This is a genomic window from Flavobacterium sharifuzzamanii, assembly GCF_003254585.1.
Taxonomy (GTDB): domain Bacteria; phylum Bacteroidota; class Bacteroidia; order Flavobacteriales; family Flavobacteriaceae; genus Flavobacterium; species Flavobacterium sharifuzzamanii.
The window spans coordinates 49,123-61,536 of sequence record NZ_QJGZ01000042.1 but is presented as its reverse complement, the minus strand read 5'-3'; the positions used below and the strand labels follow the sequence as shown (position 1 = coordinate 61,536).

Genomic DNA, 12,414 nt, shown 5'->3' with positions numbered 1-12,414 from the left:
TTCTAAAAATTATAACAGCTGCGTTTTATTAAAATTAACTTTTAGATTTATGAATGGAATTAACAAATTTAAAGTAATATTTGCTTTATTTCTAACGATATCGTCTTTTTGTGCTCACAGTCAGTCAAATGTATTTAAAGTGACACTAGATGCTGGACATGGAGATCATGACTTTGGTGCTGTTTACAGCGGACGAATTGAAAAAAATATTGCTTTAGCTATTGTTTTGAAAGTAGGGAAGATTTTGGAACTTAATCCAAATGTTAATGTAATTTATACCCGTAAAACTGATGTTTTTGTTGATTTGGTCGAAAGAGCCAATATTGCAAACAGAGCAAATTCAAATATTTTCGTCTCGATTCACTGTAACGCCAATAAAAATACGGCAGCCGACGGAACAGAAACTTATGTAATGGGTTTAAGTAAAGTAGCATCAAACCTTGAAGCTGCGAAAAAAGAGAACTCGGTAATTACATTAGAGAAAGACTATAAGCGTAAATATGAAGGGTACGATCCAAATTCTCCAGAATCGATGATTGGTATGACTCTCATGCAAGAAGAATATTTAGATAACAGTATTACTCTCGCGACTAAAATCGAAGAAAACTTTGAAAAGTTAGGAAAAAAACTTCGTCATGGAGGTGTGAAACAAGCGCCTTTTATGGTACTTCATAAAGCATATATGCCTAGAGTTTTGGTTGAAACTGGATTTGTTTCTAATCCAACAGAAGGAAACATCTTGAATTCAGAAGAAGGTCAGGATGATATTGCAAGAGCAATTGCAGAAGCCATTTTAAGTTATAAAAGAGAATACTTTGGTTCAGGAACTGAGTCAGACGATAGTCGGCCCATAAGAGATACTTCAACTAAGGCAAAACCAAAAACAAATACTCCAGTTGCTGTTGTTAAAAATGTTCCAAAAGGAACGTTTTTTAAAGTACAGCTTATTGCAAGCATCAAAAAAACACCTTTAGAGCCAAAAAACTTTAAAGGACTTAAAAATGTAACGATGGTGTACGAAAATAATATTTATAAATATTTCTACGAAGAAACTCCAAGTTACGAAACAGCGCAAAAATATCTGCAAGAAGCTAAAAGTAAAGGATATGGCGCAGCGTTTTTAGTGGCAACTAAAGATGGCGAAAAAATCAGTATTCAGGACGCGATTAAATAATAAGCGTAAGTTCGAATATTTATATTAATTTTGTACAAACACTTAGAATTTTGAAACTAACAAGAGAAATTAAAACGGCTATTTTAGTCATCGCATCCATTCTACTATTTATCTGGGGATATAGTTTTTTAAAGGGAAGAGACCTTTTTACTAATTATACAATATTATATGCTGAATATGATAATGTTGAAGATTTATCACCATCTGCACCAGTTACACTTAACGGACTTGCGATTGGTAAAGTAAATAAAATTACAATTGATGAAGTTACAGGTAAATTGTTAGTTGAGCTTCAGCTTAAAACAGATTTTCCAATTTCTAAAACAAGTACAGCTTCTATTTATTCTCCAAGTTTGATTGGAGGGAAACAAATTAAAATTATTCCAAATTTTGCTGATAAAGAATTGGCAGAAGACGGACAGAAATTAGTTTCTTCTGTTGAATTAGGATTGACAGAATCATTAGGAGGAAAAATTGAACCAATTCAGCAAAAGCTTGATAAAATGCTTTTGAATATAGATAATTTGGTTACAGGATTAAATAACACTTTAGATAAAAATACTCAAGAAAATCTAAAGAAAACAATTGCTGAGTTAAGTCAGACAATGGAACAATTTCATAAAGTTTCTGGAAGTCTTAATAATATCTTGGATACTAATAAAGGACAGATTAATGGAATGGTTACAAACTTCAATAAGATGTCTGGCAACTTCAATAAAATTTCAGATTCATTAAATAAAGCAGATTTAGGAAAAACGGTTCGCAACTTGAACCAAACTTTAGCTAAAGTTGATGTTTTAATGAGCAACTTGAATTCTGGAAAAGGTACGGCAGGAAAAATACTTAACGATGAGGCTTTGTATAATAACTTGACTAAAACTTCAAAAGAACTTGAATTGTTATTGCAAGACCTTCGTCTTTACCCAACACGTTACGTAAATGTTTCTCTTTTTGGAAAGAAAAATAAGCCATACGTAGCACCAACAGAAGAAACAAACTCAACCGATAAAAAATAATTATAAATGAGTTATTTAGATAATATTTTATTCGCAATACTTCTTATAGTAGGTTTCGGTTTTTTTACAGCGAGCGTAAAAAAAATCATCCGAAATATTAATCTAGGAGTCGATGTAGATCGAAAAGATAATCCTAAAGCTCGTTGGAAAAACATGGCATTGATTGCGCTAGGGCAGTCAAAAATGGTGAGACGCCCTGTTGCAGGAATTCTTCATATTTTTGTATATGTTGGTTTCATAATAATTAATATAGAATTATTAGAAATTATTATTGATGGACTTTTTGGAACGCATAGAGTTTTTGCGCCTTATTTAGGTGTAGTTTATGATGTTCTAATTGCTTCATTTGAAATATTAGCGATACTTGTAATTATTGCTGTAGTTACTTTCTGGATCAGAAGAAATGTAATCCGTTTGAAACGTTTTGTAAGCAAAGATCTAACTGGTTTTCCAAAGAGCGATGCTAATTACATTTTGTATTTTGAAACAGTTTTGATGATTCTGTTTTTATTGATGAATGCATCTGATTTGCATTTACAGAATGTTCCAGGGGGATATTCTCATTTTCATAAAGCAGGAAGTTACCCAATAAGCCAGTTTATAGCGCCAATTTTTAATGGCACTTCAAACGAAGTTGTTGGATTATTATTTGAAGTTTTCTGGTGGCTGCATATTGTTGGTATTTTAGTTTTTATGAACTATTTGTACTTTTCAAAACATTTGCATATTCTTTTGGCTTTCCCGAATACCTTTTTTGCAAACTTAAAACCAGAAGGGCAGTTTGATAATCTTGCTTCAGTTACAAAAGAAGTGAAATTAATGATGGATCCAAATGCAGATCCTTTTGCAGCTGCTCCAGCTGATGAAAATGCACATCCAGCTAAATTTGGTGCAAGTGATGTTCAGGATTTAAACTGGGTTCAGTTATTAAATGCATATACTTGTACAGAATGCGGGCGTTGTACTTCTTCATGTCCTGCAAATCAAACTGGTAAAAAATTGTCTCCGCGTAAGATTATGATGGATACAAGAGACCGTTTGACAGAAGTTGGTAAAAATATTGACGCCAATAAAGGTGTTTTTGTTCCAGATAACAAATCACTTTTAAACGATTATATTACGCCAGAAGAATTATGGGCTTGTACGTCTTGTAATGCTTGCGTTGAAGAATGTCCTGTAAATATTAGTCCATTGTCTATCATTATGGATATGCGTCGTTATTTGGTTATGGAACAAAGTGCTGCTCCAATGTCATTAAACGCTATGATGACTAATATTGAAAATAACGGTGCGCCTTGGCAATATAGCCAGCAAGACCGTTTAAATTGGAAAAACGAGAATTAAGATTTATTGTTTAATCGGTTAGTTGTTTAACCGTTTGATCGATTTTAAAATAATATTTCGGTTTTTACAGAATTTGTCATTTTGCTTTTAGCGATTAAACAATTTCACCATTAACCGATTAAACAAAAGTGAGAGAAATGTCAGAAAATTTAGTAGTACCAACAATGGCAGAAATGCTTGCCGAAGGAAAACAGCCAGAGGTTTTGTTTTGGGTAGGTTGCGCAGGAAGTTTTGATGATAGAGCAAAAAAGATTACTAAAGCGTTTGTACGTATTTTAAATCGTACTAATGTTTCTTTTGCAGTTTTAGGTACAGAAGAGAGTTGTACTGGTGATCCTGCAAAGAGAGCTGGAAATGAATTTTTGTTTCAAATGCAAGCCATGATGAATATCGAGGTTTTGAATGCTTATGAAGCTAAAAAAATTGTTACAGCTTGCCCGCACTGTTTTAATACTTTGAAAAATGAATATCCTGAATTAGGAGGGAATTACGAAGTTATTCATCATACGGAGTTTCTAAAATCATTAATTGATGAAGGAAGATTAACTGTTGAAGGTGGACAGTTTAAAGGTAAAAAAATTACTTTCCATGACCCTTGTTATCTAGGAAGAGCAAATAAAGTTTACGAAGCGCCAAGAGATTTAATTCAGAAATTAGATGTTGAATTAGTTGAAATGAAACGTTCTAAAGCAAACGGATTATGCTGTGGTGCAGGAGGAGCACAGATGTTTAAAGATGCTGAACCTGGAAATAAAGAAGTGAACGTTCTTCGTACAGAAGATGCTTTAGAAACTCAACCTGATATTATTGCTGCAGGTTGTCCATTCTGTAACACCATGTTGACAGACGGAATTAAAAATAAAGAAAAAGAAGGTCAGGTTAAAGTTTTAGATATCGCTGAATTAATAGCGAATGCACAGGATTTGTAAAAGAGGTGCTAAGGTTCTAAGATGCTAAGCTACTAAGTTTTGAAACCTGAAACAAAAACAAACAAAAAAAAAGAAAAAATGTATATACCTTTTGAAAATTTACCAGGTGAATCTAGAGTCTGGATTTACCAATCGAACAGAAAATTTTCTGAGGAAGAGTTTTCTGAAATCGAAACAGATTTAAAAGCTTTTGTAGAACAGTGGGCCGCACACGGTACAAGTCTTGAAGCTTCGTTTTTATTGAAATATAATCGATTTATAATATTGGCAGTAAATCAAGAAGTGCAAGCTGCGACAGGATGCTCTATTGATAGTTCTGTTGAATTTATTCAAAGTCTAGAGAAAAAGTATAATGTTGATTTATTGGATAAAATGAACGTTACTTTTAAACTTGGAGAACATATTGCACACAAACCATTGATTGATTTCAAGAAAATGGTAAAAGATAAGTCGGTTTCTGAGAATACAATTGTTTTCAATAATTTGGTAAACAATATCGAAGAATTTAATGAATCTTGGGAAGTTCCTGCTGCTGACAGTTGGCACAGCAGATTTTTCTAAGAGTATTTAAAATATATTTAAAGGCATGAAATGTAGATTTCATGCCTTTTTTGTTTCAAAGAAAGCCTGTCGGGTTTCGTTGTATAAAGAACTTTGTCAAAGTTTAAAACTTTGACAAAGTTGAATAATTTAATGAGCAATAAAGTCTGAAGTTGTTTTAAGTTCAGCATAATAAAATGCCATAGCACCTAATAATGCATTTTGAACTTCTTTAGCGGCAACTTTATTGCCTTGTACGTCAAGATCTTTTGTGGCGCAGGCGTCTGAAATGACTGTACAGTCAAATCCATAATCCTTTGCAGCTTTTACCGTAGCATCAATACAAACGTGAGTCATCATACCGGTAACTATGAGATTTGTTATTTTCTTTTCTTGTAAATAAGCTAAAAGATTGGTTTCTCTAAAGCTATTAGGATAATGTTTGGTTATAATTTTTTCATTAGAAATTGGGGCTACTTTTACATTGATTTTTGCGCCATCTGTTTCAGGAAGAAAAAAGGTCGAATTAGGAGCTGTTGCAATATGCTGAATGTGAATTACCTCTATTTTTGATTTTCTACAGTATTCCAGAATAGTTTTGGCGTTATCTGCGGCTGCTTCGGATCCTGAAAGTTCCATTCGGCCACCTGGGAAATAATCATTTTGAACGTCTACGATAATTAGTGCTTGTTTCATTTTTTCTTGATTTTTTTGTTGACAATAAATAGTTGCAAAAGACAATAATGTGATTAAAAAGGAGAATGTAATTCTAATCATGATATAAAATATTTTTAATTGTTATTATTGACAGCAAAAGTAGAATCAAGCCTGTTTTTGAAAAATGACCTAGGTCAACTGAGATGTTAAAATATTTTTTTTCCTTTAATCATCCTGCTGAAAAATGAAGGAGTAACACCAATATAAGAGGCAATTTGCTGTTGTGTTAAAGATGAAATTACAGAAGGATAACTGGCTACAAATTTTTCAAGACGTTCTAAAGCAGTTAAACTCATATAGTCTATAATTCTTTGCTGGCTTACAGCAAAAGCCTTTTCTGTTAGAATACGGAAATATTTTTCAAATTTAGGGATTTTTGCAAGTAGCAATTCTTGCTTTTCGCGACTTAATAGTAATGCAGTAGTCGGTTCAAGTGCTTCCAAAAACAAATTTCCAGGTGTGCCAGAAACAAAACTATTTATATCTGTAATCCACCAGTCACTCGGTGCAATTGTGAGAATATGTTCTTCTCCTTTGTTATCGATGAGATAGCTTTTTACACAACCAGAAACGATAAAAGTAAAATTATGAGATATTTCGCTTTCTCTAAGTATCAATTCTTTCCGACTATATTTTTTTTGTTGTAAAAGAAAAATAAAATACGACATTTCATCCTCAGTTACCTCAATACGTTTTCGAATGTTTTCTTGCAATAAATTATAATTGTCCATGTAAATGCTAGTAAGATATTGTGGATTTAAAAGTTAAAGGTAAAATTAGATTGCCGAAATATGAAATGTATGGAAGTAAGATTCACAAAAATCTAACAATTTAAACAGTTAATTAAACGCTATTTTTGAGTATTTTCGTAGAATTAAATTTAATCCATGAAAATAGCAATAGTCTGTTATCCTACTTTTGGAGGTAGTGGTGTAGTAGCCACAGAGTTAGGTCTCGAATTAGCCAGAAGAGGACACGAAATACATTTTATTACATATAGTCAGCCAGTTAGATTGGCACTTTTAAATCCGAATGTTCATTACCATGAAGTAAATGTTCCGGAATATCCTTTGTTTCATTATCAGCCGTACGAATTAGCGTTGTCTAGCAAGTTGGTCGATATGGTAAAATTGTACAAAATTGAGCTTCTGCACGTTCATTACGCTATTCCACATGCTTATGCAGGTTATATGGCAAAGCAAATGCTTAAAAACGAAGGAATTAATCTTCCGATGATTACCACACTTCACGGAACTGATATTACACTTGTTGGAAATCATCCGTTTTACAAACCTGCGGTGACTTTTAGCATTAATAAATCAGATTACGTGACTTCGGTTTCTCAGAGTTTGAAAGATGATACTTTGAAATTGTTCAAAATCAAAAATAAAATTAAGGTGATCCCGAATTTTATTGAATTGGACAAAGTCAAAAAAGATCCGAACGCGCCTTGTCACCGCTATGTAATGGCGAATGAGAATGAACGTATTATAACGCATATTAGTAACTTTAGAAAAGTAAAGCGCATTCCAGATATCATTAAGATTTTCTATAATGTTCAGAAAGAAATTCCAGCTAAACTAATGATGGTTGGAGATGGACCTGAAAAAGAAAAAGCAGAAATTTTATGTCAGGAATTAGGGATTTTAGACAAAGTGATTTTCTTTGGAAATAGCCACGAGATTGATAAAATCTTATGTATGACCGATTTGTTTTTACTGCCTTCAGAAACTGAGAGTTTTGGTTTGGCGGCATTAGAAGCGATGGCATGTGGGGTTCCGGTAATTTCAAGTAATTCTGGAGGTTTGCCTGAAGTTAATTACGATGGTTTTTCGGGTTACTTAAGCAATGTTGGGAACGTTGAAGAAATGGCGCAAAATGCTTTAAAGATTTTAAAAGATGACGCTGTTTTGAGTCAGTTTAAAGCAAATGCATTAGAGGTAGCAAAAAAATTTGATATTAAAAACATATTACCTAAATATGAAGCTTTGTACCAAAAAGCGGTTGATGATTACAAATTGGAGAAGCACTAATTTAAAAGGATAAAAATGAAAAAAGTAATTTCTGTTTTAGCGGTTTTTGTTTTGATTTCTTGCGGAGTGAAGAAGACTGGAAGTTCAAATGCAGCGCTGTACGAGGTTTTGACAACACAATCTGACGGTGGCGGGAATATTAAATTTTTTGAAATTCTGACTGAACCAAATGAAATCAAAATGCTTGAAAACGATCCGAATTTGGCTCATAAGATGAAAGATCCAGATGTTCAAGATTATAATTATGTGATTCTGAATATGGGCGAAAAAAACACAAGCGGCTATACGATAGATGTTGAAAAGGTTGAAGAAACAGATAAAAATATCATTATCACTGTAAAAGAAAACAGTCCTGCAAAAGATGCGATGACTATGCAGGTGATTTCATATCCTTATACAGTTGTAAAGATCCATTCTAAAAAAGCGATTATCATTAATTAAGAGCTTAATGTTTTGAAGTAAAAAAAAGCCTGTCTATTTTAAACGACAGGCTTCTTTTTACAATTATTTTTTAATTTATTTTAGAATCTAAATTTGACACCTAGACCAACGTCAAATCCAAAGTTATCATCATCATAATATCCTGAACCAATTTCTGGTCTCGCGTCCAATGATAAAGTAATTGGCACTTCTTTAAATCTATATTCTATACCGATATCTCCAGCTGCAAAAACATAAGTTCCGCTATCGCTATATCTGTAATTATTGTTGTAATAATCGTGATCCCAAGCTGCTAGTCCTCCTCCGACACCAGCATACCAGTTAAAACCTCCGTCGATGTTCCAAACCCATTGGTAAAGAGCAACCCCTTTTATTGCGTCTACATCACTACTGTTTCTCCATCCTAAATCGAACTCAAGTCTATTTTTTTGATTTAAACCTAATTGGTACGATATTTCTCCTCCAAATCCGTTGTTGTCTCCTAAACGTAATCCTAAAGCATGTTTCGAAATTTCTTGTGATTGAGCCGTAAATGCTAAACCAAGAAGCATAATGGCAGATAAAAGTATCTTTTTCATAAAAATGGTAAATTAATTTTAATCAAATGTATTATTACAGTTAGATACAAAACGTATAATATTTTTGAAAATTGTTACATAATTTACATTTTCAGGAATTTGGAGCGTTAAAATTCTTAAAAACCTGCTTTTGAGGTGTTTATTTTAGGATTATGGACGAAATTAGCTGAGAGGTGAGAAGGTCTTCCATTTCTAAAAGATTTTCTTCTTCGACAAAATTACTGGCCTTATAAGAAAACAATTTCCATCGTTTTTTATGATATTCTAAAGCAGTTAAGTTTTCCACCCAGTCGCCCGAATTTAGATATAAAGTAGAGCCGTGTTTGTTTTCTTTGGTTATGATTTTGGGTTCATGAATATGTCCACAGATAACATAATCGTAATTTTTTTCAATAGCCAAATCAGTTGCGGTTGTTTCAAAATCCGAAATAAATTTTACCGCTTTTTTAACGCTTGCTTTTATTTTTTTAGAAAAAGAATAAGGTTCGCGTCCTAATTTTGCCAGACACCAATTAGCAAAACGGTTCATTAAAATCAGATAATCGTAACCTAAGCCACCTAGTTTTGCAATCCATTTTGAGTGCTGTACAGAGGCATCAAAAACGTCTCCGTGAAAAATCCAGGCTTTTTTATCGTCTAATTCTAAAACCAATTTATCAACAAGTGCAAAATTTCCCATATTCATATCACTGAATTTGCGAAGTATCTCGTCGTGATTTCCAGTGATATAATACACTTTTGTTCCTTTAGAAGCCATTCCAATAATACGCTGGATAACGCGCAAATGGGCTTTTGGAAAATAAGATTTACGAAACTGCCAAGCATCAATTATATCGCCATTTAAGACTAAAGTTTTGGGTTTAATGCTTGAAAGATAGTTGTTTAGTTCTTTTGCGTGACTTCCGTAAGTTCCTAAATGGACATCAGAAAGAATGACCAATTCGACATTTCTTTTTTTCAATTTTTCTTGATTTGAAGTTTTACAAATGAAAGAAAGTTTGTGAAATCTGACTTTATTAAAAGGTTATTAAAAGAAGGATAATTTTACCAAATTGTGATTTTTATTCCATTTAATGTTTCGTTAATAATACCAGTTTTAAATTTTTTAATTTAATTCATAAAACTTACATTTGCTCAAAACAAAACACAATGGCAGGAAACAGCTTCGGCACACTATATAAAGTAACTACATTTGGAGAATCTCACGGTGAAGCTTTAGGCGGAATTATTGACGGATGCCCTCCAGGAATACAATTAGATTTTGAAGCAATTGAAGTAGATATGGCTCGTAGAAAGCCAGGTCAGTCGGCAATTGTTACACAGAGAAAAGAACCAGACAGCGTTCAATTTCTATCAGGAATATTTGAAGGAAAAACAACGGGAACTCCAATTGGTTTCATTATTCCAAACACCAATCAAAAATCAGACGATTACTCTCATATAAAAGATAACTACAGACCAAGCCATGCCGATTATGTTTACGATCAGAAATACGGCTTTCGTGATTATCGCGGTGGCGGGAGAAGTTCTGCAAGAGAAACAGCGAGTAGAGTAGTAGCGGGTGCAATTGCAAAGCAAATGTTGCCTGAAATTAAGATCAATGCTTATGTTTCTTCTGTTGGACCAATTCATTTAGAAACACCGTATCAGGAATTGGATTTTTCTAAAATTGAAAGCAATCCAGTTCGTTGTCCAGATGAGAAATCTGCAGCGATCATGGAAGAATATATTCGCGACATCCGCAAACAGGGAGACACTGTTGGAGGTGTTGTGACTTGTGTAATTCAGAATGTTCCAGTTGGTTTAGGAGAACCAGTATTTGATAAACTTCATGCAGAATTAGGAAAAGCAATGCTTTCTATTAATGCGGTAAAAGGTTTTGAATACGGAAGCGGTTTTTCTGGATCTGAAATGAAAGGAAGCGAACATAACGATTTATACAATCCAGACGGAACAACAAAAACAAATCTTTCTGGCGGAATCCAAGGCGGAATAAGTAACGGAATGGATATTTATTTCAGAGTTGCTTTTAAACCTGTTGCAACTATCATGCAGACTCAGGATTCGTTAGATAATAAAGGAAACATTACACCAATGACAGGAAAAGGACGTCATGATCCGTGTGTAGTGCCTCGCGCAGTGCCAATCGTAGAAGCGATGGCTGCAATTGTTTTGGCAGATTTTTATTTAATCAACAAAACATATTAATAAAAGGTAAGACAGTGAGGGTCTTATATTTTAATAATCAAAAAATAATTTAATGCAAGAAGTTACAGAAACTAAAAAAACATCATTTCTTTCGGGATTAACAGGGCAGATTATTATTGCGATGGTTCTAGGAGCCATTTTAGGAATTATTCTGCACAATAGCATTTCGCCCGAAGCAGCGCAGGCATTTAGCAGTAAAATTAAAATGCTGGCAACCATCTTTATTCGTTTGGTGCAAATGATTATTTCTCCATTGGTTTTTACGACTTTGGTGGTTGGAATTGCGAAATTGGGTGATATTAAAACTGTTGGAAGAATTGGAGGAAAAGCTATTGGATGGTTTTTTACAGCGTCATTTATTTCGCTTCTAATCGGATTGTTTTATGTGAATATTTTGCAGCCAGGTGTTGGTCTAAAATTAGATCACGTTGATATGGCAGCAGCTTCTGAAGTTACTGGTAAAACACAAAATTTGTCTTTTGATAATTTTGTTGAGCATATCGTACCAAAAAGTATAGTTGAAGCAATGGCTACTAATGAGATTCTTCAAATTGTAGTTTTCTCAATCTTCTTCGGATTGGCGGCAGCTTCTTTAGGAGATACAGTAAAGCCTATTATTGGTGCTTTTGATAAATTATCGCATGTCGTTTTAAAAATGGTAAACTATGTAATGAAATTTGCGCCAATTGGAGTTTTTGGAGCGATTGCAGGTGTGTTTGCTATACGAGATGCAGAAGAATTGGTGATTACTTACTTTAAGTTTTTCGGTTCGTTTTTAATCGGAATTAGTACTTTATGGGTTATTTTAATTGCCATCGGGTATATTTTCCTTAAAGGAAGAATGACTGAATTATTAAGACGTATTACTGGACCTTTAGCAATTGCTTTTGGAACAACAAGTAGTGAAGCTGTATTTCCAAAATTAACAGAAGAATTAGAAGGTTTTGGGGTAAAAGATAAAATTGTTTCTTTTATGCTGCCGCTTGGATATTCGTTTAACCTTGACGGAAGTATGATGTACATGACTTTTGCAAGTATTTTTATTGCTCAATTCTACAATGTGCATTTAGATTTAGGAACGCAGATGGCAATGCTTTTAGTTTTAATGCTTACTAGTAAAGGTATTGCAGGTGTGCCAAGAGCAAGTTTGGTTGTAGTTGCTGCAACTTGCGGTATGTTTGATATTCCGATTGAAGGTATCGCATTGATTCTTCCAATTGACCACTTCTGCGATATGTTTAGAAGTGCTACAAACGTATTAGGAAATGCATTAGCAACTTCTGTTGTAGGACAATGGGAAGAGAATAAAGAATAAAAATATACTGAGATTTTAATTTTTTTATCTTAGTTATTGAAATAATATTTGAAAAGCTGTATTTTTTTGTGAAATACAGCTTTTTTTTATTTTAAAGTGTATATTTGATCAAATTAGCC

13 protein-coding genes are annotated in these 12,414 nt (G+C 33.4%); 9 read left to right on the top strand and 4 right to left on the bottom strand.

The genetic code is table 11. From position 1 onward, the window contains the following. Positions 1-49 precede the first annotated feature (49 nt). The 5 genes from DMA14_RS19980 (at position 50) to DMA14_RS19960 (ending at position 5,024) form a co-directional block, all read left to right on the top strand. Complete coding sequence (locus tag DMA14_RS19980; RefSeq protein WP_111426743.1) at positions 50-1,174, top strand: N-acetylmuramoyl-L-alanine amidase family protein; 1,125 nt, start codon at positions 50-52, stop codon at positions 1,172-1,174. 50 nt (positions 1,175-1,224) lie between these two features. After that, a complete protein-coding gene (locus DMA14_RS19975) occupies positions 1,225-2,190 on the top strand; it encodes an MlaD family protein (protein WP_111426284.1) in 966 nt (321 codons plus the stop codon). A 6-nt stretch (positions 2,191-2,196) separates the two neighbouring features. Then, positions 2,197-3,534, top strand: a complete 1,338-nt coding sequence (locus tag DMA14_RS19970) for a (Fe-S)-binding protein (RefSeq protein ID WP_111426283.1) — start codon at positions 2,197-2,199, stop codon at positions 3,532-3,534. Positions 3,535-3,671: 137 nt separating this feature from the next. After that, a complete protein-coding gene (locus DMA14_RS19965; protein WP_111379181.1) occupies positions 3,672-4,463 on the top strand; it encodes a (Fe-S)-binding protein in 792 nt (263 codons plus the stop codon). Between the two features lie 78 nt (positions 4,464-4,541). Continuing rightward, on the top strand, positions 4,542-5,024 hold the full coding sequence (locus DMA14_RS19960) for a hypothetical protein (protein ID WP_026730146.1): 483 nt from the start codon (positions 4,542-4,544) through the stop codon (positions 5,022-5,024). A gap of 129 nt (positions 5,025-5,153) precedes the next feature. Here the strand turns inward: DMA14_RS19960 and DMA14_RS19955 are convergent, their stop codons facing one another. Then, a complete protein-coding gene (locus DMA14_RS19955; RefSeq protein ID WP_111426742.1) occupies positions 5,154-5,699 on the bottom strand; it encodes a cysteine hydrolase family protein in 546 nt (181 codons plus the stop codon). A gap of 167 nt (positions 5,700-5,866) precedes the next feature. Next, positions 5,867-6,433 carry a Crp/Fnr family transcriptional regulator gene (locus tag DMA14_RS19950; protein ID WP_157957742.1) on the bottom strand — a complete coding sequence of 189 codons (567 nt, stop codon included), beginning with the start codon at positions 6,431-6,433 and terminating at the stop codon, positions 5,867-5,869. A 174-nt stretch (positions 6,434-6,607) separates the two neighbouring features. Between DMA14_RS19950 and bshA the strand changes: the two genes are divergently transcribed. Both bshA and DMA14_RS19940 read left to right on the top strand, forming a co-directional pair. Continuing rightward, positions 6,608-7,753 carry an N-acetyl-alpha-D-glucosaminyl L-malate synthase BshA gene (gene bshA, locus DMA14_RS19945; RefSeq protein WP_111426281.1) on the top strand — a complete coding sequence of 382 codons (1,146 nt, stop codon included), beginning with the start codon at positions 6,608-6,610 and terminating at the stop codon, positions 7,751-7,753. Between the two features lie 15 nt (positions 7,754-7,768). Beyond that, positions 7,769-8,194 carry a protease complex subunit PrcB family protein gene (locus DMA14_RS19940; RefSeq protein WP_111426280.1) on the top strand — a complete coding sequence of 142 codons (426 nt, stop codon included), beginning with the start codon at positions 7,769-7,771 and terminating at the stop codon, positions 8,192-8,194. Between the two features lie 80 nt (positions 8,195-8,274). Here DMA14_RS19940 and DMA14_RS19935 read toward each other — a convergent pair whose 3' ends face one another. Together DMA14_RS19935 and DMA14_RS19930 are read right to left on the bottom strand one after the other, a co-directional pair. Further along, positions 8,275-8,772 carry a hypothetical protein gene (locus DMA14_RS19935; protein ID WP_111426279.1) on the bottom strand — a complete coding sequence of 166 codons (498 nt, stop codon included), beginning with the start codon at positions 8,770-8,772 and terminating at the stop codon, positions 8,275-8,277. 139 nt (positions 8,773-8,911) lie between these two features. Further along, the gene (locus DMA14_RS19930; RefSeq protein ID WP_111426278.1) at positions 8,912-9,733 is read right to left on the bottom strand and encodes a UDP-2,3-diacylglucosamine diphosphatase; all 822 of its coding nucleotides are present in this window, start codon (positions 9,731-9,733) and stop codon (positions 8,912-8,914) included. A gap of 188 nt (positions 9,734-9,921) precedes the next feature. On the opposite strand from DMA14_RS19930, the gene aroC reads away from it, so the two are divergent. Both aroC and DMA14_RS19920 read left to right on the top strand, forming a co-directional pair. Further along, entirely contained in the window at positions 9,922-10,980 is a 1,059-nt protein-coding gene (gene aroC, locus DMA14_RS19925; protein ID WP_111426277.1) for a chorismate synthase, read from the top strand. Between the two features lie 52 nt (positions 10,981-11,032). Then, positions 11,033-12,295, top strand: a complete 1,263-nt coding sequence (locus DMA14_RS19920) for a dicarboxylate/amino acid:cation symporter (protein WP_111426276.1) — start codon at positions 11,033-11,035, stop codon at positions 12,293-12,295. Positions 12,296-12,414: the final 119 nt, after the last annotated feature.